22 protein-coding genes are annotated in these 21546 nt (G+C 40.3%); 15 read left to right on the forward strand and 7 right to left on the reverse strand.

What is annotated here, in order from left to right; translation table 11 throughout:
* Positions 1-34: 34 nt before the first annotated feature.
* The 4 genes from R2Q78_RS10500 (at position 35) to hemH (ending at position 3531) form a co-directional block, all read left to right on the forward strand.
* Complete coding sequence (locus tag R2Q78_RS10500) at positions 35-655, forward strand: 1-acyl-sn-glycerol-3-phosphate acyltransferase (protein WP_316791520.1); 621 nt, start codon at positions 35-37, stop codon at positions 653-655.
* Positions 652-1572, forward strand: coding sequence for a hypothetical protein (locus R2Q78_RS10505; protein WP_316791522.1), 921 nt, complete (start codon positions 652-654; stop codon positions 1570-1572). The genes R2Q78_RS10500 and R2Q78_RS10505 overlap by 4 nt, the downstream gene beginning before the upstream one ends.
* A 16-nt stretch (positions 1573-1588) precedes the next feature.
* The gene (locus R2Q78_RS10510) at positions 1589-2437 is read left to right on the forward strand and encodes a 4-hydroxy-3-methylbut-2-enyl diphosphate reductase (RefSeq protein WP_316791524.1); all 849 of its coding nucleotides are present in this window, start codon (positions 1589-1591) and stop codon (positions 2435-2437) included.
* 80 nt (positions 2438-2517) lie between these two features.
* Positions 2518-3531 carry a ferrochelatase gene (gene hemH, locus R2Q78_RS10515; RefSeq protein WP_316791526.1) on the forward strand — a complete coding sequence of 338 codons (1014 nt, stop codon included), beginning with the start codon at positions 2518-2520 and terminating at the stop codon, positions 3529-3531.
* Here hemH and R2Q78_RS10520 read toward each other — a convergent pair.
* Complete coding sequence (locus R2Q78_RS10520; RefSeq protein ID WP_316791528.1) at positions 3528-4739, reverse strand: 3-deoxy-D-manno-octulosonic acid transferase; 1212 nt, start codon at positions 4737-4739, stop codon at positions 3528-3530. The genes hemH and R2Q78_RS10520 overlap by 4 nt on opposite strands.
* Positions 4740-4889: 150 nt before the next feature.
* Between R2Q78_RS10520 and R2Q78_RS10525 the strand changes: the two genes are divergently transcribed.
* From R2Q78_RS10525 to rfbB, 5 genes are read left to right on the forward strand one after another with little or no spacing between them, the layout of a single operon-like run.
* Positions 4890-6200 carry a UDP-glucose/GDP-mannose dehydrogenase family protein gene (locus R2Q78_RS10525; protein WP_316791531.1) on the forward strand — a complete coding sequence of 437 codons (1311 nt, stop codon included), beginning with the start codon at positions 4890-4892 and terminating at the stop codon, positions 6198-6200.
* On the forward strand, positions 6200-7189 hold the full coding sequence (locus tag R2Q78_RS10530) for a UDP-glucuronic acid decarboxylase family protein (RefSeq protein WP_316791532.1): 990 nt from the start codon (positions 6200-6202) through the stop codon (positions 7187-7189). Before R2Q78_RS10525 ends, R2Q78_RS10530 begins: the two co-directional genes overlap by 1 nt.
* A gap of 7 nt (positions 7190-7196) precedes the next feature.
* Positions 7197-8219, forward strand: coding sequence for a UDP-glucose 4-epimerase GalE (gene galE, locus R2Q78_RS10535; RefSeq protein ID WP_316791534.1), 1023 nt, complete (start codon positions 7197-7199; stop codon positions 8217-8219).
* 33 nt (positions 8220-8252) lie between these two features.
* Complete coding sequence (locus R2Q78_RS10540) at positions 8253-8789, forward strand: hypothetical protein (RefSeq protein WP_316791536.1); 537 nt, start codon at positions 8253-8255, stop codon at positions 8787-8789.
* A gap of 2 nt (positions 8790-8791) precedes the next feature.
* Positions 8792-9844: a dTDP-glucose 4,6-dehydratase gene (gene rfbB / locus R2Q78_RS10545; protein WP_316791538.1), complete on the forward strand. Its 1053-nt coding sequence runs from the start codon at positions 8792-8794 to the stop codon at positions 9842-9844.
* Positions 9845-9882: 38 nt separating this feature from the next.
* On the opposite strand, the gene R2Q78_RS10550 is transcribed toward rfbB, so the two are convergent.
* Together R2Q78_RS10550 and R2Q78_RS10555 are read right to left on the reverse strand one after the other, a co-directional pair.
* Positions 9883-11115: an ABC transporter permease gene (locus tag R2Q78_RS10550; protein WP_316791540.1), complete on the reverse strand. Its 1233-nt coding sequence runs from the start codon at positions 11113-11115 to the stop codon at positions 9883-9885.
* 90 nt (positions 11116-11205) lie between these two features.
* Complete coding sequence (locus R2Q78_RS10555; RefSeq protein WP_316791542.1) at positions 11206-11559, reverse strand: iron-sulfur cluster assembly accessory protein; 354 nt, start codon at positions 11557-11559, stop codon at positions 11206-11208.
* Between the two features lie 135 nt (positions 11560-11694).
* Here R2Q78_RS10555 and R2Q78_RS10560 point away from each other — a divergent pair, with 135 nt between their 5' ends.
* The 3 genes from R2Q78_RS10560 to dnaA all read left to right on the forward strand — a co-directional run bounded on the left by R2Q78_RS10560 (position 11695) and on the right by dnaA (position 15421).
* Positions 11695-12246, forward strand: coding sequence for a hypothetical protein (locus R2Q78_RS10560; RefSeq protein WP_316791544.1), 552 nt, complete (start codon positions 11695-11697; stop codon positions 12244-12246).
* A gap of 2 nt (positions 12247-12248) precedes the next feature.
* On the forward strand, positions 12249-13796 hold the full coding sequence (locus R2Q78_RS10565; RefSeq protein WP_316791546.1) for a methylmalonyl-CoA mutase: 1548 nt from the start codon (positions 12249-12251) through the stop codon (positions 13794-13796).
* Positions 13797-13990: 194 nt separating this feature from the next.
* The gene (dnaA, locus tag R2Q78_RS10570; protein WP_136837908.1) at positions 13991-15421 is read left to right on the forward strand and encodes a chromosomal replication initiator protein DnaA; all 1431 of its coding nucleotides are present in this window, start codon (positions 13991-13993) and stop codon (positions 15419-15421) included.
* 69 nt (positions 15422-15490) lie between these two features.
* On the opposite strand, the gene R2Q78_RS10575 is transcribed toward dnaA, so the two are convergent.
* From R2Q78_RS10575 to R2Q78_RS10590, 4 genes are read right to left on the reverse strand one after another with little or no spacing between them, the layout of a single operon-like run.
* Positions 15491-16042 (reverse strand): NUDIX hydrolase, encoded by a 552-nt coding sequence (locus R2Q78_RS10575; RefSeq protein WP_316791549.1) that lies wholly within the window; start codon positions 16040-16042, stop codon positions 15491-15493.
* Positions 16043-16065: 23 nt separating this feature from the next.
* Entirely contained in the window at positions 16066-16836 is a 771-nt protein-coding gene (locus R2Q78_RS10580; RefSeq protein ID WP_410478487.1) for a TPM domain-containing protein, read from the reverse strand.
* Positions 16837-16839: 3 nt separating this feature from the next.
* Positions 16840-17283 carry a TPM domain-containing protein gene (locus R2Q78_RS10585; RefSeq protein ID WP_316791553.1) on the reverse strand — a complete coding sequence of 148 codons (444 nt, stop codon included), beginning with the start codon at positions 17281-17283 and terminating at the stop codon, positions 16840-16842.
* A gap of 16 nt (positions 17284-17299) precedes the next feature.
* A complete protein-coding gene (locus R2Q78_RS10590) occupies positions 17300-17881 on the reverse strand; it encodes a LemA family protein (protein WP_316791555.1) in 582 nt (193 codons plus the stop codon).
* A 269-nt stretch (positions 17882-18150) separates the two neighbouring features.
* Between R2Q78_RS10590 and R2Q78_RS10595 the strand changes: the two genes are divergently transcribed.
* The 3 genes from R2Q78_RS10595 to R2Q78_RS10605 all read left to right on the forward strand — a co-directional run bounded on the left by R2Q78_RS10595 (position 18151) and on the right by R2Q78_RS10605 (position 21179).
* Positions 18151-18951, forward strand: a complete 801-nt coding sequence (locus R2Q78_RS10595) for a hypothetical protein (protein ID WP_316791557.1) — start codon at positions 18151-18153, stop codon at positions 18949-18951.
* 277 nt (positions 18952-19228) lie between these two features.
* Positions 19229-20770 (forward strand): NAD(P)/FAD-dependent oxidoreductase, encoded by a 1542-nt coding sequence (locus R2Q78_RS10600; protein ID WP_316791559.1) that lies wholly within the window; start codon positions 19229-19231, stop codon positions 20768-20770.
* Positions 20771-20819: 49 nt separating this feature from the next.
* The gene (locus R2Q78_RS10605; RefSeq protein ID WP_316791560.1) at positions 20820-21179 is read left to right on the forward strand and encodes a CoA-binding protein; all 360 of its coding nucleotides are present in this window, start codon (positions 20820-20822) and stop codon (positions 21177-21179) included.
* Positions 21180-21546: the final 367 nt, after the last annotated feature.

A 21546-nucleotide genomic window follows, 5' to 3' on the forward strand; every position in this document is an offset into this window, starting at 1 on the left:
TGGATTTGAGGCTATTTTTTCTCATTTTAGAGGGATGCACCAGTCCCGAAAAAGCCCTGTAATCTATAAGATCTTTTCCTGGTATATCACTTACATTATCAAAAGGGATTTCTCTGCTTATACTTTTAATGCAATAGATACAGATAGAAATGAAGCAATATTGCTTTTTTCTAATCATTTCAGCTGGTGGGACGGGTTTTTAATGTTCCAGCTAAACAAGGCCGTTTTTAAAAAGAAATTTAATGTACTGGTAACCAGTGAGGACTATGCCAAACACTGGTTCCTGAAATATCTAGGTGCTTTTGCTGCCGATACCAGAGGTAAAGATGTGGTTGAAACCCTAAACTATGCCGGGCATTTGTTGAACGACCCCGATAATCTTGTGCTGATGTTTCCACAAGGAAAATCCTGCAGCAGTTATGTAAGTAGTATTGGTTTTGAAAAAGGGGTGATGCAGGTCATGAACTCCTCTAAAAAGAAATTTCAGATTGTTTTTGCAGTCACCCTTTCAGATTATTTTGGAAGGAGAAAACCAGAAATGACAACTTATGTGGAGAAATGGGAGGCTGAAGAATATATGAGTCTGCAGTTGTTGAAGAGCGAATACAATAAGCACTACAACAGGGCGTTAAAGAGCCAAAACAGTAAGGAATGATCACTTTTGTATATGCCGTTCTCGTTTTTCTGGTACTCAGGTTTTCCGTAACACTTTTTAATTTTTTGTCCAACCCTAAATTGGGCTATTATGGGAAACACTTTACGGATAAGGTATCTATTGTCATTGACGGAGATAGAAAAGATGCTGGTCTCTTGCTGGAATCAGTAACAATTCAGGATTATGAAAATATCGAAGTGTTTTTTAAGCAGGAGCTGGAAGCCGATTCAGGAGTTCTTGAAGTAACTGGTAAATACATCTTGTTTACAACTGTAAATACAACGATCGGGAAGGGATTGATCAATAATATGATTTATCGTGTAAAGGTATTTAATCTGGACTTGTTGAGTGTGATTCCCAATCGTGAAATTTCTGGCTTGTGGTCCTGGGTTTGCTTTCCACTGAATGATTTTCTGCTGCTTAGTTTGTTTCCGTTAAGATTTATTAAGCGCAATCAGCTCACGCTTTCGATGGTAAATGAGGCTTGTATTTTTTATTCAGCAGAAAGTTACAGGAGGATGAACAGGTTTTCGGTAACTGGTAATGATCAGCAAAAATTAAAGATGGAAGTTCTGCTTGCAAATAAATTCCTCTATGTTCGTGAGCCCTTTAATAGCGGAAAAGTTTCTGAACAGCTGATCAAAACATTGGGGAATAACGTACTTGTGGTACTTATTTATCTGACGTTGGTGATTGCAGGCCCGATATTGATTTTCTTCAGGTACGAACCAGCTTTCCTTTTCCTCCCGGCAGGGTTGATTTTTTTGACCCGGGTGATGAATTCTTTTCTGACTGCTCAAAATCCTTTTCTGAACGCAGTACTGCATCCAGTACAAATGTTGATGATGTTGGTTTTACTTATGAAAGGGATTTCGAAAAAGTTGTTTACTTTTTTGTCTACTTTTGTATTACTATAAGTTTTTCAGATAAGAGATGAAGTACGATTTAACCGTAACTATAGATAAGGCATCAGGATTTTGTTTTGGCGTCGTTTATGCGATCGACATGGCAGAAGATATTCTGGCCAATGATGAGTATTTGTATTGTCTTGGAGATATTGTTCACAATGATGAAGAGGTTAAGCGTTTAACAGATAAAGGCCTTCGTATCATAGATCATGAGCAACTGCGAAACCTGCATAATGAAAAAGTATTGATCAGGGCACATGGAGAAGCTCCCTCTACTTATCAGCTTGCTCTTGAAAACCAGTTGACACTTATCGATGCTTCCTGTCCCGTTGTCCTCAAGCTGCAGAACAGGATCAAAAACTCTCACGATGAAGATGAGCAGATATTGATATTCGGGAAGCATGGACATGCCGAAGTAGTAGGGTTGCAAGGTCAGACTGATGGCAAAGCTATCGTATTTATGGATATTGCCGAGCTTGACCATGTAGAACTCCCGTCTAAATTCACTTTATATAGCCAAACTACCAAAAGCACAGATAAATTCTACCAGATAAAAGACGAACTGATCAGCAGGGGATATGAGGTGAAAGCCAATGATACAATTTGCAGGCAAGTATCCAACAGGTATGGCGACTTGGAGAAATTTGTGGTCAACTACGATAAAATCCTGTTTGTTTCCGGAAAGAAATCTTCAAATGGAAAAGTACTGTATGACGTTTGTAAGAAGTACAATGACCAGTCGTACTTTATTTCCAATATCGAAGAAATTGATAAAAATTGGTTTGCCCCGAATGATAAAGTTGGAATCTGTGGCGCTACATCAACCCCTATGTGGCTCATGGAACAGGTAAAACAAGAGTTACTCTCTTTTTAAGCATATTTATTCATCATTAAAAAGTAAATTCCTTTTTTGTAGGAGGATACAAGATTATAATCAGTTAATTTCGCGCCATAATGGGAAAAAAGGGTATATTATTAGTGAATTTAGGAACTCCGGATAGTCCGGAGGTAGGCGATGTACGTAAATATCTCGATCAGTTTCTGATGGACGAAAGGGTGATTGATGTGAATGCCCTGAAACGTACTTTACTTGTAAAAGGGATAATTGTTCCTTTTCGTAGTCCTAAAACTTCTAAACTGTATAAAGAAATCTGGGATGAGAATGGCTCCCCTTTGCTTTATTTCAGTAAAATACAAATAGCACTTGTTCAGGAACAACTGGGGGATGACTACCATGTAGAACTGGCGATGCGCTATCAAAATCCATCCATCCTTTCTGCCTTGGAAAAGATGAAAGCAGGTCTTGTGGAGAGTATTAAGGTGATCCCTATGTTTCCTCAGTATGCATCAGCGAGTACAGGTTCTGTGATTCAAAGTGTGATGGAAATTGTGAGCAAGTGGGCCACAATACCACCCGTTACCTTCGTTAATTCTTTCCACGACAACGAACTGATGATTGAGACTTTCGCTGATAACGCGAAGAAATATCAACCCGAGACTTATGATCATGTATTGTTTAGTTTTCATGGTTTGCCGGAGCGTCAGCTGCTAAAATGTGATCATACCGGGCACTATTGTCTGAAAAAGGACAACTGTTGTGATACGATAAATGATACCAACAAATTTTGCTATTCGGCTCAGGGACATGATACCGCCAGGCTGATTGCTGAAAAATTGAACATCAAAAGAGAAGACTATACAGTTTGTTTTCAATCGAGATTAGGTAAGGAGCCATGGGTACAGCCTTATACTACAGATGTGCTGAAGAAACTTGCAGGAGAAGGCAAAAAACGTTTGCTGGTATTTAGTCCTGCTTTTGTTGCAGATTGTCTGGAAACCCTGTATGAGATTACCGTAGAATATCACGAGGAGTTTAAAGAACTGGGTGGGGAGCATGTACAGCTCGTGGAAAGCTTAAACGATAATCCTAAGTTTATAACTGCTTTGGTTGATATGGCTAAGGCCTAGAAATATTTAGAAATATACTTTAAGATTTGGTCAGTTGATCCTGTTTTAGACATAACATATTTTCTGGCCCTGTCCCCCGAATCATTTCCACTAAGCTTTTTAAAAGCATCAGTCAGCTCTTCAAAGTTACTTATAGAAGATGCAGCGCCTATAGAAATGAGGTCTTTCGCTTCCAGAAACTTGTCGTATTTAGGGCCGAATATAACAGGTATTCCAAACGCGGCTGCTTCAAGTGTGTTGTGTATACCTACGCCGAAACCACCTCCGATATATGCGATATTGCCATATCTGTAAATCGAAGATAGCATGCCAATGTTATCTATGATTAGGACCTGGGATTCTTTGGGATTGGATAATATTTCTGTATATCTGATCGCATTTGGAATAAGCTTTTGTATTTCAAAGATGTGAGCATTGTCAATCTCATGAGGAGCAATGATGAATTTCCAATCTGCATTCTTTACAATTAGCCTGCTAAGTAATTGTTCATCAGCAGGCCATGTGCTTCCTGCAATAAATACCTTCGATGTGCCACAGAAATTTTCAATGGACGGTATGCTCTTTAGTTCAGCAGCATTTTGGGATACCCTGTCAAATCTTGTATCGCCGCTGATACTTGCATTCCTTATACCAATATTGTTTAGCAACTCCAGGCTTTCCTGGTTTTGAACAAAGAAGTGATTGACATAACTGAGGATCTTCCTGTTAAATCTACCATACCATTTAAAAAAAACCTGTTTTGGCCTGAATATTCCAGAAATAATAAATATTGGAATGTTGCGGTCATTTAAAACTTTAAAGTAGTGAAACCAATATTCATATTTCGTAAAAACCGCCAGTTCGGGATTGAATAAAGCGATGAGTTTTTTTGCATTTGAAGGGGTATCCAGAGGAAGGTAAAAAATGCCATCTGCAAGGGCGTAATTTTTTCTGATTTCATAGCCTGAAGGCGAGAAGAAAGTGATGACGATCCGCTTTTGCGGGTATTTGTCTTTTATAGCTTCAAGTACAGGCCTTCCTTGTTCAAATTCGCCCAAGGAAGCAAAATGAAACCAGATATAAGAGGAAGAAGCATCCAATTGAGTTCGGATTTTTTCAAAGATATTTGTCCTGCCTTTTATAAAAAATGCGGCCTTACTGTTGAACATAGAAAAGATCCTGACCACAATCCCATAAAATTGAATTCCTATATTATAAAGCAAAAGCATTTTGTATGTTTATTTCTTATCTTAGCCGAAGATAGCTTAATAAAATTAAAACGGGATTAATCTATGAAACATCATCGTTAGTACTTGCAAAAGTAGTGTTTATGCGCTATGATCGTTTCATTGCCCTTAAAAAATAAAACAATATAAAAGATGAAGATAGCCGTAATAGGAACAGGATATGTAGGTTTAGTTACCGGTACTTGTTTGGCTGAAACAGGCAATACCGTGATTTGTGTGGATGTGAATGCAGCCAAAGTTCAGAAAATGCAGGAGGGAGAGATCCCTATTTATGAGCCAGGACTTGATGTTTTATTCCACAGGAATATTGCACAGGACAGGCTGACTTTTACAACAGATCTTGCTGCAGGAATCAAAGATGCACAGATCATTTTTATGGCGCTGCCAACTCCTCCCGGAGGAGATGGAGCTGCGGATCTTTCCTATATACTCGGAGCTGCAAAGGATATCTCTAAGCTGGTGACAGACTATAAGGTAATTGTAAATAAATCTACAGTGCCTGTAGGTACTGCCGATAAGGTACAGGCAGTTTTTAAAGAACATACTTCGGTGGAGATAGATGTGGTTTCTAACCCTGAGTTTTTACGTGAGGGAGTAGCAGTAGATGATTTTATGAAGCCTGACAGGGTAGTTATAGGAACAAAGAGCGAACGTGCAAAGAAGCTGATGGCAGAATTGTACGGTCCCTATGTAAGACAGGGAAATCCTATCTTATTTATGGATGAACGTTCTTCTGAACTTACCAAATATGCTGCTAATTCATTTTTAGCTACTAAAATCACTTTCATGAACGAGATCGCTAATTTATGCGAGATCGTTGGTGCAGATGTGGATGCAGTACGTAAAGGTATTGGATCTGATGACCGTATCGGTAAACGTTTCTTATTCCCTGGTATAGGTTATGGAGGAAGTTGTTTCCCTAAGGATGTTCAGGCACTGGCCAAGTCGGCTGATGAAAACAGCTATGATTTTCAGATTCTGAAAGCTGTAATGGAAGTGAATGAAAGGCAGAAAACCATACTGGTAGATAAGCTTTTGAAATATTATAAAGGTGATTTAAAAGGCAAACATTTCGCCCTATGGGGTTTGGCTTTTAAACCAGAAACTGATGATATCAGAGAGGCACCTGCATTATACATTATTGATGACCTGATTAAACATGGGGCTACGGTAACAGCTTTTGACCCGGAAGGAATGGAGAATGTGAAGACTCTGCTTGGGGATAAAATCAGCTATGCAAGCAATCAATATGATGCGCTAAAGGATGCTGATGCATTGCTGATCGCTACAGAATGGTCGGTATTTAGAAATCCTGACTTTGATAAAATGGAAGAGTCCCTGAGCAATAAGGTTATTTTCGATGGACGTAATTTGTATGATCTGCAGAAAATGATCGATTTGGGTTATTATTATAATAGTGTTGGCCGTAAGCTTATCATCTAATGGAACGTAAAAGAGTATTAATAACCGGCGCAGCAGGTTTTTTAGGGTCGCACCTGTGTGATAGGTTTATCAAGGAAAACTATCATGTAATTGGTATGGATAATCTGATTACCGGAGATCTGCAGAATATTGAGCACTTGTTTGGATTGGAAAACTTTGAATTTGCTCATCATGATGTCTCAAAATTTGTTTATGTCTCAGGTAAGCTGGACTATATCCTGCACTTTGCATCGCCGGCAAGCCCTATTGATTACCTGAAGATTCCGATCCAGACTTTAAAGGTCGGCTCTCTTGGTACACATAACTTATTAGGACTGGCAAAGCATAAAAATGCAAGAATGCTGATTGCTTCCACTTCTGAAGTTTATGGAGATCCAAGCGTAAACCCTCAGCCCGAAGAATATTGGGGTAATGTAAACCCTGTCGGTCCTCGTGGAGTTTATGATGAAGCCAAACGCTTTCAGGAAGCCATGACGATGGCGTACCATACTTTTCATGGTGTAGAAACCAGGATTATAAGGATATTTAATACCTACGGACCGCGAATGCGCCTGAATGACGGACGTGTTTTGCCTGCATTTATTGGCCAGGCATTAAGGGGAGAGGACCTGACTGTTTTCGGTGACGGTTCGCAAACCAGGTCATTCTGCTATGTGGATGATTTGATTGAAGGTATTTATCGTTTGTTGCTGAGTGATTATGCACAACCGGTGAATATTGGAAACCCTGATGAAATTACTATCAAACAATTTGGAGAGGAAATTATCAAGTTGACAGGTACAAGTCAGAAACTTGTGCTAAGAGATTTGCCTGTAGACGATCCAAAGCAACGCAGACCAGACATTACCAAGGCACGGGAAATACTTGGCTGGGAGCCTAAAGTAAGCAGGGCGGAAGGTTTGAAAATCACCTATGATTACTTTAAATCACTACCTAAAGAAGCGCTGTTTAATAAAGAACACAAAGATTTTACCACATATAATCGTTAAAAAAAGAATGCCTAAAATATTAGTAACAGGAGGAACCGGCTTTATTGGTTCACATACAGTAGTAGAATTACACAATGCTGGTTATGAAGTAGTGATCGTAGATGATCTGTCTAATTCTAATCCGAAAATACTTCAGCAATTAGAAACAATAATAGGAATAAGACCTGAATTCGTTGAGCTTGATCTTTGTGATGAGGCGAAAGTAAAGGAATTTGTTTCAAAGCACACTGACATAGCTGGAGTGATACATTTCGCAGCTTTTAAAGCAGTAGGAGAATCAGTCCAAAATCCTTTGAAATATTACAGGAACAACTTTTATTCGCTGATCAATCTGATTACTGCATTTAACAGTAATGTGAAATTGGTGTTCTCTTCATCTTGTACTGTATATGGTCAGCCGGATATTTTACCTGTAACAGAAGCTGCACCTACAAAAAAAGCAGAATCTCCTTATGGTAATACTAAGCAGATTGCTGAAGAAATACTGGAAGAGACCTGTGCAGTAACACCTGATTTGAAAGTAACTTCTTTGCGCTATTTTAACCCGGTTGGGGCTCACCATACTGCTTTAATCGGTGAATTGCCGATAGGAGTACCTCAAAACCTTGTTCCGTTTATCACGCAGTCTGCGATAGGGAAACGCGGAGCTATTACAGTTTACGGTAATGATTACGATACTGTAGACGGTAGTGCAATCAGAGATTATATTCATGTTGTTGATTTGGCAAAGGCTCACGTTGCAGCGATTAAGAGATTGGAGAGCGGTAAAGCGGAATCAAATTATGAGGTATTTAACCTTGGAACCGGAAAAGGATCTACAGTGCTTCAGATCATTGATGCATTCGAACAATCCACGGGACAGAAGCTGAACTACACCATTGGTGCAAGAAGAGAGGGTGATATAGAAAAAGTTTGGGGGGATGTTTCTAAAGCGGCAAAAGACCTTGGATGGAAAGCGGAACTGGGTATTTCAGAAATGATGCTTTCTGCATGGAACTGGGAAAAATACTTAAAAGACAATCCGTTTTAAGCAATGCTGCTAAGTGAGCATAAGGATCTAAAAATGGAGATCAGATCCCTTCCTGAAAAGGAAAAGGATAAACTTTTGCTCAGATTAATCGCTAAAGATAAAGTACTGACAGAGCACCTTCATTTTAAATTACTTGAAGATGAAGGTGATCTTGTTCAAAGACATCAAAAACTACATTCGGTCATTGATGAAAGTATTGACGATTTAAGGTCTGGCAAAAAGCTGGTCTCGAAAGATGCAATGCTCCGGATGCGAAAGTTAAACGGAATGATCAGTCACCATTTTAAAGTTACAAAGGATGTGCTGACAGAAATAGAACTCCGAATCCATTTATTGAGTAATCTTCCGATCGCATTTACCGAAGGGATCTTTTCTCCAATGCATAAATTTAATGAGAAGCTGAATGTATACTTTGTGAAATCTGCCCTATCCGTATTGGGTAAATACACAAAATTGCATGAGGATATTCAGTTTGATTTGAGAGCGGGTCTCAATGAGGTACTAACAAAAATATATAAGAATAAAACAGCTGCTGTAGCGGAAGAGTTGGGGTTGCCTAAAGAATTATAGTTATGAAGAAAATATTAATCACTGGGGGTGCTGGTTTTATCGGTTCCCATGTTGTGAGGAGATTTGTAAACAATTATCCTGATTATCAGATTGTAAACCTTGATAAGCTTACTTATGCAGGGAATCTGGCCAACCTGACAGATATTGAGGACAAACCAAACTATCGCTTTGTAAAAGCAGATATTACAGATGCCGGAGCCATTAACCAGCTTTTTCAAAAGGAGAACTTTGATGCAGTAATCCATCTGGCTGCGGAGTCGCATGTAGACAGGTCGATCATTGATCCGAGTGCTTTTGTGATGACCAACGTAATCGGGACGGTGAATCTCCTGAATGCAGCCAGGGAATTCTGGAAAGGGGATTATGCTCAGAAGAGGTTTTATCACGTATCTACGGATGAGGTATACGGCGCTCTTGGTGAAACAGGTATGTTTACTGAAAGTACTGCTTATGACCCGCATAGTCCATATTCTGCGTCTAAAGCTTCCTCAGATCATTTTGTAAGGGCCTATCACGATACTTACGGACTTGATATTGTGATTTCAAACTGTTCTAATAACTATGGCGCTAATCATTTTCCTGAGAAACTGATTCCGCTGGCGATCAATAACATTAAAAACAACCAGTCTGTACCTGTTTACGGCAAGGGTGAGAATGTGAGGGACTGGCTATGGGTAGAGGATCATGCAAGGGCAATCGATGTGATCTTCCATCAGGCTAAGAGTGGACAGACCTACAATATCGGTGGACACAATGAATGGAAGAATATCGATCTGATTCATTTGCTTTGCAATATTATGGATAAGAAACTGGGGAGGGAACAGGGTGAATCTGCTAAGCTGATTACCTTTGTTACGGATAGAGCGGGCCATGATCTGCGCTATGCGATCGATTCGACGAAACTGCAACGGGAACTGGACTGGGTACCGAGCTTACAATTTGAAGAGGGGCTTGAAAAGACAGTTGACTGGTACCTTGAAAATGAGGAGTGGCTGAGTAATGTGACTTCAGGAAATTACCAGGCCTATTATGAAAATCAATATCAGGGAAGATAAACTGGAAAAAGGCGTTAAGTTTAACTTAACGCCTTTTTCTATTCATATCTCAGAGCTTCTACAGGATCTAATTTTGAAGCTTTCTTGGCAGGGTAGTAACCCGAAACAATTCCAACCAGCACACATAAGGCAAATCCCCCAAAAATCCAGTCCCATGGGATAATAAATGAGCCACTCATGGCAAGTGAAATGAGGTTGCCCAGAGAGATTCCAAGGAAAATCCCAAAAGCCCCTCCCATTAAACAAATGATTACAGCTTCTATAAGAAATTGCTTCCTGATCACAGCGGGGTTAGCACCAATTGCTTTGCGGATGCCAATCTCACGTGTTCTTTCGGTGACCGATACGAGCATGATGTTCATTAAGCCGATAGATGCACCTATCAGGGTGATTGCGCCAATGGCGATACCTCCCATAACTATATATTTTAGGTTTTCAAAAAGCGTTTGTGCCATAGCATCACTCTTTGTGATCTCAAAATTGTTTGGCTCAGTGATTTTGACCTTACGGATATTTCTAAACTCTGCGGTAGCTTCACCAATAATATTGTCCATTTGGTCATTATTTGGAACCATAACGGTGATGGTATAAGAAGGATTGGCGTTCGAATTGATCAGTTTGGCTTTTAATAAAGGGATAAAAACAGCCCTGTCGCCACTAAATCCCATGCTCTGTCCTTTTGAGGCCAGTACACCTATCACTTTTAAACGGCTATTGCCTACGTTGATGATCTTATCGAGGGGAGATTCTTTCTTGAAAAGTTTATCCTTGATCTCGCTTCCTATGATACAAATGTTGTTGGCTGACTGAATTTCAGAAGGAGTAAAATTTCTACCCAGAACCAGGTCAAGCCCCTGAGATTTGAGTCCATTTTCATCTATTCCCTGGATGCCAATGTTAGGGTTTGTTTTTTCTCCTGAATACTTAGCTGTAGCTCCGCCGCTTGCAAAAACACTGATTGCAACAGATGCTGGTGTATTTAATCTTTCCTTAAAGGTAACTGCATCTTCATATTTAACGGATCTAAAAGGCTTAGGTCTTTTTCCCCCGCCGCCAACACGGATGCCCATACCCCTGTTTCTAATCGTAAAAGAATTGGCTCCCATACTGGAGAATGTCTCAGTCATGCTCTTCTTGACCGCATCGAGGGTGGTCAGGATACCTACTAATGCAGACAAGCCAATTGCGATGATCAATGCGGTAAGCATGGTACGTAAGCGATTGCTTTTTATGGATTGCAGCGCAAGTTTTACATTTTCGGTATAGGTCATTATAGAGAAAAATAAGTCTTAATAGGATAAAAATAAAAAGTCCCGTTGTTAAGACAACGAGACCTGCTATAATGTTACAAAAAACTGGTGTTAAACTGAAAAACTGGTTCCGCAACCACAAGTACTGGCGGCATTTGGATTACTAAATGTAAAACCCCTTGAATTTAGTCCATCCTGCCAGTCTACCTGCATACCTAAAAGGTACATCTGGTGTGCTTTGTGCATGAAAACTTTAATGCCATCTATAATAAACTCCTGGTCACCTTCTTTCTTTTGGTCAAATCCAAGCACATAGTTCATGCCTGAACAACCACCGCCCTCAACTCCTACACGCAATCCAAAGTCATCAGAAATTTCCTGCTGGTCTTTTAATTTGAAAAGCTCTCTAAGTGCCCCTTCTGTAAAGGTTACGGGTGCAAATGCTGTATCAACTGTATTACTCATGGTCTTTAAAATTAGGAATTTACATCGATTTAAACCTGCTGTGAGGTAAATAATCGTTTTGTGGGGTAAATATAAATAAATTGTACATTTTTGCTTGGACTAACACTTAATTATTACCGTTTATAAACAAACTGAATGAATATAGAAGGCTTTTTAACAGCAGTAGCTGTGTCTGCAACCGGAGGTATCATCGCCATCTCAGCTGGGTTTTATCTTTTTAAGAATGAAATCAGGGAAATGATAAAACCATTGCCGGCACAGATACCTTCCGTTGCTGCGGCAGATCATAAAGAAGAACGTTTGCAAATGCTGCCGTTGAGGTTGCAGGCACATGAAAGACTGATTCTTTTTATAGAACGGATTAATCCTGCCAATCTTTTTGTCAGGTTGCATCAACAGGGAATTCCTTTGGCTGCACTTCAGTCTTTAGTACTGAATGAGATCAGGTCAGAATTTCAGCATAACGTTGCCCAGCAATTGTATGTAAGCCCGACTACATGGGCTGTGATATGCAAATTGAAAGACGATACATTGGCTATGGTGAGTAATGCGGCAAAATCATTGCCAGAAGGAGCCGAGGGGGTAGACCTCAGTAAGAAAGTGCTTCAGCATATGGCTGAGATTTCAGATAACCCTTATGACCTCACGCAAGGTCTGATAAAAAAAGACATTCAGCAATTATTTTAGTCATGAGCGAAAAGAAGATTACAACTACCTCGGGTATAGAGATCAAGGAGATCTATACCAGTGCAAAGCCATTGACAGAGACTCCGGGTGAATTCCCTTTCACAAGGGGTATACAAAAAGATATGTATCGTGGCCGGCTATGGACTATGAGGCAGTATGCCGGATTTTCAACTGCTGAAGAATCAAATAAAAGGTATCATTACCTGTTGAATCAGGGGACAATGGGGCTTTCGGTAGCTTTCGATCTGCCTACGCAGATTGGGTATGACTCTGACCATGAAATGTCTGAAGGTGAAGTAGGTAAAGTAGGTGTGGCTATTGATTCATTAAAAGACATTGAGATCCTCTTTGATGGAATAGAACTGCAGAAAATTACTACGTCCATGACGATCAATGCTACTGCATCTATTTTGCTCGCTATGTACATCGCCCTGGCAAAAAAGCAGGGAGCAGATATCAAACAGATTTCCGGAACCATCCAGAATGATATATTAAAGGAGTACGCGGCTAGGGGGACCTATATATATCCACCTAAGCCATCTATGCGCATCATTACGGATATCTTCGAATACTGCAGTAAAGAAGTGTCCAAGTGGAATACCATCTCTATTTCCGGATATCATATTAGAGAGGCGGGATCAACAGCAGTTCAGGAGCTGGCTTTTACGCTGGCCAACGGGAAGGCTTATTTAAATGCAGCGCTGGAGAAAGGATTGGATATTAATGTGTTTGCCAAGCGCCTTTCTTTCTTTTTCAACTGCCATAACAATTTCTTTGAAGAGATTGCCAAATTCAGGGCAGCCAGGAGGATGTGGGCAAAAATCACAAAGGAGCTCGGGGCTACTGATGAAAAAGCACAGATGCTGCGGTTTCATACCCAAACCGGGGGCTCAACACTTACTGCGCAGCAGCCGTTAAACAATGTAATCCGGGTTACAAATCAGGCGATGGCTGCTGTATTGGGAGGTACACAGTCTCTGCATACAAACGGTTATGACGAAGCACTGTCATTGCCAACAGAGGCAGCAGCAAAAATTGCCTTGCGTACCCAGCAGGTGATCGCTTTTGAAAGCGGAGTTACTGATACGGTAGACCCGCTTGCAGGGTCTTATTTTGTAGAGACGCTTACCGACGAAATTGAAGCAGCCGCACAGTTGTATATAGATAAGATAGATGCGATGGGAGGATCGGTAAATGCAATTGAAAATGGATACATCCAGAATGAAATTGCCGATGCTTCTTATCGGTACCAGATAGAGGTAGAACAGGCCAGCAGGATCATCGTTGGTGTTAACAAGTTTACGCAGGAACAGGAGGGTATCAATGAGGTCTTTACCATCGATGAATCAATACGTACCATACAAACCGATAAGCTGAATAGGTTAAAAGCTGAAAGAGACGGGGTTGCGGTAGAAAAAGCACTCGCAGAACTAAAGCTTGCGGCGGGAGGAACAGACAACTTAATGCCCTTTATTTTGGCTGCAGTGGAGGTTTATGCCACTCTTGGAGAGATAGCCGATACACTCCGTAGTGTTTTTGGAGAATATTAAAAAGGATGTTAATAAATAGTTATCAACACAAAAAATTCAGGTTAACAGGGGTATGCTACTGCTGTCTAAGCACTTACCAAATAAATGAAAATTAAGTTTTTTTTGTTGATAATTTTTTGAATATTCGATCTCTCGAAACAGCAGTTTTTTTGTGCTCGTATCGTCACTGTAAACCAACAAATTATAGAATAACAATGGAAAAAACTTGTACCGAAGTGTGGAAAAACTGTCTCCAAATCATAAAAGATAACATCCCGACCCAAAGTTTCAAGACTTGGTTCGAGCCTATATCTGCTCTAAAATTGGAAGGCAAAGTTTTAACCATCCAGGTGCCTAGTTTATTCTTTTATGAGTGGTTGGAAGAACACTATGTAGGGTTACTCCGAAAGACTGTAAAGAAGCAGCTAGGCGATGAAGGCCGGCTCGAATACAACATTGTTGTAGATAAGTCTTCAAACACAGGTAATCCATATACTACAAACATGCCAAGTAATGGCAATGGAGCAGAGGCAAAGAATCAATCAATGCCGATTCCGGTTTCTATTAATAAAGACATTAAGAATCCATTTATCATTCCGGGATTAAAAAAGCTTAATGTTGATCCGCAGTTAAATTCCAATTATACATTTGACAATTACATTGAAGGAGATTGCAACCGTCTGGCTCGTTCTGCGGGTTATGCTGTAGCTGCTAAACCGGGAGGTACCTCATTCAATCCGCTCATGATTTATGGGGGTGTAGGTTTGGGTAAAACCCACCTTGCTCAAGCGATAGGTAATGAGATCAAAAGAAACATGCCGGATAAACTGGTGATCTATGTTTCCTGTGAAAAATTCTGTCAGCAGTTTGTAGACTCATTGAAGAATAATACAATTAACGATTTCGTTAATTTCTACCAGGCAATGGATGTAATCATCATGGATGATGTGCACAATTTTGCCGGCAAAGAAAAAACACAGGATATATTCTTCCACATCTTTAATCACCTGCATCAATCAGGCAAACAAGTGATCTTGTCGTCTGATAAAGCACCAAAAGATCTTGCGGGCTTAGAGGAAAGATTATTGAGCAGATTCAAGTGGGGCCTTTCAGCTGACCTTCAAATCCCTGATCTGGAAACAAGAATTGCAATCCTTAGAAAGAAGATGTATGCTGATGGTATTGAACTGCCTGCAGAGGTTGTTGAATACGTGGCGCACAATATAGACAACAATGTGCGTGAGCTGGAAGGGGCGATGGTTTCGTTACTAGCTCAGTCTACCTTAAATAAAAAGGACATCGATCTTGCTTTGGCAAAACAAATGCTGAAGAACTTCATCAAAAATACTTCGAAGGAAATATCAATGGAGTACATTCAAAAACTGGTATGTGAGTATTTTGAAGTACCTGTTGACATGGTTAAATCACAGACACGCAAACGCGAAATCGTACAGGCACGTCAGATTTCCATGTACCTTTCTAAAAGCCATACCAAATCATCCCTAAAAACAATTGGCGCTTTCTTTGGCGGAAGAGACCACTCTACCGTAATCTATGCATGCCAGACCGTAGAAGATCTGATCGATACGGATAAGAAATTCAAAGGTTATGTACACGACATTCAAAAGAAATTGAAGATGAGCTAATACTCATTTTATACAAGCAAAAGGCCTGTAAGTAAAACTTACAGGCCTTTTGCTTGTTGTAAGAAGGCTTTACTGCAGCACCCCTAATTTCATCAATCCATAGAATAGTGCTGCAGAATGCAGCGCCTGATCAATCTTATTATCAATAAGCAACTGTTTCACTTCCTCAATAGTATATTCCTCCACGTTCAGGATTTCATGCTCATCCAGGTGCTGATCATCTGTTTTAATACCTCCCCGTAACAGATAAGTATAAGTCACATTATTTGCTGTCGCGGGATTAGGATAGAGGGTAGCGATGAGTTCTGCCCTTTCAAACGTATAACCTGTCTCTTCAAGCAATTCTCTTTTGATGGCAGTTTCCGGTAATTCATCGCCATCAATCACACCGCCCGGGACTTCAAGAGACACAATATCTCCTGCGTGGCGATATTGACGGACCAGGATGATTTTATGATCCTGGGTCAACGCAATGGCATTTACCCAGTTTGGATATTCCAGAACATAATAGTCATCTTTAATCCTCCCGTTTTGTAAATCACAGGTATCTACACGCAAAGTCGCCCACTTTTCCCTAACCAGGTATTTGGAGGAGAGCCTTTGCCATTTTTGTATTTCCATATCTGTTTCTTGCAATAACTAAATTACCAGCTTCCGCTGCTACCTCCACCACCAAAACTACCGCCGCCAAAGCCGCCGAATCCTCCTCCGCTGCTTCCACCTCCCCAGCCGCCTCCGCCGCCACCGGAACCCCGGCCACCGCCGAGCAACATGCTCCAGAACAGTGCATCCGCAACTCCACGACTGCCAATAACCTGGCCTCCACCACCACCGCCACCTCTTCTGAGTATGATGATGATCACTATAATAATAATGATGATGATGGCCACGCTTGAAGTGCCACCACCCTGACGCTTAGCCTTTGGCTGTTCGTTTTTATACTCGCCTTTGGTATATTTAATAATGGCATCAGTTCCTGAGTTCAGTCCGCCAAAATAATCGCCGGATTTGAAATAAGGCTTAATGTCATTTTCAATAATGCGCTTCGCATAAATGTCGGGGAGTACCCCTTCCAGCCCATATCCTGTCTGAATAGAAATTTTCCTGTCACCCAGTGCAACAACGATCATAATCCCATTGTTCTTCCCTCCTTGTCCAACTCCCCAATTTCTACCCAATTGAAGTGTATATTCGTTGATGTCATAATCGCCGACAGACTTGACGATAGCTATAGAGATCTGAGTAGAGGTGGAGTCGTCAAATGCCACGAGTTTCTGCTCAAGTTGAGCAATTTGATCAGCTGAAAGTGTATTGGTATAATCATTTACAAGTTTGTCCGGTTTTGCAGGAAAATCTTGCGAGAATGCAGAAAAACAAGTAGCAATGAATAATAACAATATAATTAGTCTCTTCATCATCTACTTATTTTGGTGCTGATCCATGAAAATGATATCATTTGGCAGCTCATTGATATCGTCATTTTGTGAAGGAAAATACATGGCCAGTTTTTCTCCGGCCAGTACAACACCTGCTATAATTCCCTGTGCGAGATTTCCGGAAGCAAAATGAGCTTTCATGGCCACTTTAGTCATCTCCCAAAAATCAGGGGGCACTACCTTATTGATGCCACTGTCGCCGATGATTGCGAATTTATGGTCTGCATGTGCAAGATAGATCAATACCCCATTGTGCCTGGATGTTTTATCCATGTCCAATTTCGTAAAATAAGATGTAGCCTTTTCAAATGCATCTCCTTTACAATATTTATCTATAGCTATTCTGATCTCACCTGAAGTAGCTTTTTCAGCTTCTGCAATTGCATGTGAGATTTGTTCCTGTTCTTGTTCTGTAAATAGACCCATGATTGGATTACTTGGATTAGAATTCTACTTTAGGTGCATTCTGAGCGCCAGCATCAGCTTTAAATGCCGCTTTCTGGCTGAATCCAAATAAACCTGCTGTAAGATTATTAGGGAATGACCTTACTTTTGTATTGTAAACCTGTACAGACTCATTAAAATCCTTGCGGGCTACTGTAATTCTGTTCTCTGTGCCTTCCAGCTGAGCAGATAATTCACTGAACTGCTGAGTTGCTTTTAATTCAGGGTAATTCTCTGTCAATACCATCAATTTACCAAGTGCCTGGCTAAGCTGACCTTGTGCTGCCTGATATTTTTGCATGTTCTCTTCTGTCAATTTATCAGGGTCTATGGTAATCTGACTCGCTTTAGAACGAGCTTCTATCACCTGCGTCAATGTAGTCTGCTCAAATTTTGCAGCTCCTTTAACTGTGCTCACAAGATTTGGGATCAAATCCGAGCGGCGCTGATATTGTGTTTCTACCTGTGCCCATTTGGTTTTTACATCTTCGTCCAGTTTAACCAGATTATTATAGCCGCAACCACTTACGACTACAAGTAAAACTAAGATTGCTACTACAGCTAATACTACCTTTTTCATGTTGTTCTTATTTGTTGTTTTTATACAAGTGTTAATTTACGCATTAGAACTCAACTTCTGTGCCTTTGTTACAATTCAATATAAAAACCTGACAAGATTTATTTAAAAGAAGCTGGAAATTACAATCGGGTTACGGTATGTGGAAAAGGAGGATGTAGGATTTAGGGAGTAAAAAGTTGATTTGGCCTGAATCAGATAACAATGTAGATTTATTGGGATTACTGATCTATTTGAAAAAAATCGTTAAATTGCTGGTTATAAAAACTGGTATGAAATTATCAACGCTCTTAATTTTTATCTTTTGCCTTAACCTTACGGCAAAATCACAAGACCTGGACGAAAAAACAGCTTCCATCATTGCAGAGGGTAGGCTGTTGTACCATTCAGAAATGGCCTCCTGGTATGGTACAGACGTGCTGCAGGCGAGATTCAAGTCTAAAGCAGCCGGCGCAGGCGGGTATTTTTCATATTCTGATGGTGAACAAAACAAATGTGTGTTTTTCGATAGAAAAGAAATCCCGGCACCATTGATTACTTTTATTTTTGACGCGAGCTATAATGTTAATTCCGTAAAAGTTGATACTTCTCAAAGAAATTTCACACCTACAGAACTTGAATTATTTACGATCCGGCAAGCAGCACTAAGAGCCATAAAAACAGATACTATCTTTAAAATGTATAACAACACTAACCTCAACGTTATACCTTTGGTGAGTAACGAAGATAAAAAAGTATACGTGTTAACAGCACCGACTATAAACGGCGTAGTAGTATTTGGGAATGACTACTTATTGAATTTTGACAGATCAAGCCAGCTGCTAAACATCAAGCGTCTCCATAAAAATATCATTCCTGTCAATTACACAGGAGAACTTGCAGAAACTACCCATAGTCATCTCCCTGAAACTGGCGATTTCATCACTGCAACAGATATCTGTACATTAATGCTTTACGGCAAAACTGCAAACTGGAAGAACCATATAGTGGTATCTGAAAAATATGCATCGATATGGGACTGCCAGAAACAGTCATTAACTGTAATTACCAGAGGCCATGAGAAAAATCGCTAAAAGCGAATAATTCTTTTAAAGTCTAAACAATATTTGCCTTCCGTCTCGGGAAACATTCTAATCCAATTCTCGGTGCAAACCTTTGGGATACAAATTTGCAGCTGCTCTTTCATTGACTGTCGAAAACGTTATTAAATCTACTAATCACTAGCAACTTCTAATCTATGCAAAAGGCTTCTGAGCAATCCAGCTCAGCGAATTGGCAGATAACATTTAGACTACTTCTTTTTACTTTTGTACCTTTGTAGCGCTTCAGGATAAAAACCTGACGGAAACTATGCAAAAAGATATCGAAATAACCCTCGCACCAGAACTTGTAGGAGAAGAGTCTCACATAAAAAAGGCACTTTCAGTTGCTTTAAGAATCGATGTATCAAAGATAAAGGGCTATAAAATTCTCAAAAGATCTATTGATGCCAGATCCAGGAAAGTAATTTACAGACTACAAGTTAAAGTTTACATAGATGAAACTGTACCTGCCGAGACTTTTGTAGTCAACTACCCAAGCGTTAGCGATGCCAAACATGTAATTATAGTAGGTGCTGGTCCGGCTGGATTATTTGCAGCCCTTCAATGTATAGAAAACGGTTTTAAACCCATTGTGCTGGAACGCGGAAAGGATGTGAAGCAGCGCAGGCGCGATCTCGCTGCGATCAATAAAGAAGGTATTGTAAATACAGAATCAAATTATTGCTACGGCGAAGGAGGGGCGGGAACCTACTCTGACGGTAAATTATACACGCGTTCGAACAAACGCGGAGATATAAATAAGGTGCTGCAGGTTTTTGTGCAGCATGGAGCTACTGATGATATATTGGTAGATGCAAGACCACACATCGGCACCAATAAACTTCCGCATATCATTACAGCCATCCGGGAAACCATTCTAAATGCAGGTGGCGAAGTGAGGTTTGATCAAAAGGTGACTGATATATTGGTCGATTTTGGAAAAATAAAAGGTGTCGTGGTAAACGGCGAAGAAAAATTGCTTGTCGATGCAGTTATATTAGCTACAGGACATTCTGCCCGTGATATTTATGAATTACTGCATCAAAGAAATATCCTGGTGGAAGCAAAACCATTTGCACTTGGTGTCCGGATAGAACATCCTCAGGCAATCATCGATGCCGCTCAGTACCATTGCGACATTAGAAGTGAATTTTTGCCCCCAGCCTATTACAGTCTGGTAGAACAAGTGGGCAGCAGGGGTGTATTTTCTTTTTGTATGTGTCCGGGAGGCATCATCGCACCATGCGCAACTCATAAAGACGAAATTGTAGTGAACGGTTGGTCTCCGTCAAAAAGAAATAACCCTTTTGCCAATTCAGGTACTGTGGTGCAAATCACCCTGGAAGATGTAAAAGGAGATGATCCGCTGAGGATGATGCATTTTCAGGCAGAAATAGAAAAAACAGCATTCAGACTTGGAGGAGGTAACCTTGTGGCGCCTGCGCAACGTATGGTAGATTTTGTAGAAGGCCGTTTGTCTATAGATTTGCCAAAGAACTCTTATTTGCCAGGGACAAAAAGTGTGACGCTGAAAGATACCTTGCCAGATTTTGTGGCTTCGAGTCTAAAGAATGCACTTCCGGTGTTTGGCAAAAAGATGAATGGGTATTATACCAATGAGGCAATCCTTGTCGGTGTAGAGAGCAGGAGCTCGTCTCCAGTACGTATACCGAGAGATAGGGATACCTATCAGCACCCACAGGTAAAAGGCTTGTTCCCTTGTGCTGAAGGCGCGGGTTATGCAGGAGGCATTGTTTCTGCAGCAATCGATGGGGTAAATTGTGCAGATGCAGTCTTGAAGTTTAGTTAAACAGATTTAGCTTCAGATTGTTGTTTATTGAAAAACTAGATTTATGCAGATGAAGAAGACATTGATAATAGGTGCAAGCCCGAATCCTATGCGATATTCCTATAAGGCAGCTCATATGCTCAAGTCTAAGGGCCATGCTATAGTTAATGTAGGTATAAAAAACGGCGAGGTTGCGGGAATAGCGATAGAGAAACCCGGACAGATACATGATGACATTCATACCGTAACCTTATATATAGGCCCGCAATTGCAGGACCAATACTATGACTATATATTGGAAACCAAACCAAAACGTGTAGTTTTTAACCCCGGGACAGAGAATGAAGAGCTGGAAAACCTGCTTCGTGAAAATGCAATTGAGCCTGTTGAGGCCTGTACTTTGGTATTGTTGTCGACCGGACAGTATTAGCATTAATAACGCTTTTTAGCGCAGGATTAATAAAGAGCCCTTGTAATATATTACAAGGGCTCTTGGCTTTTATATCATTTCATGAAGTGTAGAAAGTGCTTTTGGGTATTATAGATGCTGTATTTATATATAACATTATAGTCATATAATACAGACATTGCATACAATTGCTACAGAAAAAGGTATTTGTTTGTGGGTTATTTGTGTGTGAAGTGTGTACAAAGTGTGAAGCTGGTAGTATGTTGAGAAGGTAGAATTGATAAACAAAGGTTGGGGGATGGGTAGTTGTTATAGCTCATACAAGTATGGTTGTTGGTTTGTTTGCTTTTGTTGTTGAATTTTTCTTACTGAAATATAGCATGTTATG

Source organism: Pedobacter frigoris (genome assembly GCF_032678645.1).
Classification (GTDB): domain Bacteria; phylum Bacteroidota; class Bacteroidia; order Sphingobacteriales; family Sphingobacteriaceae; genus Pedobacter; species Pedobacter frigoris_A.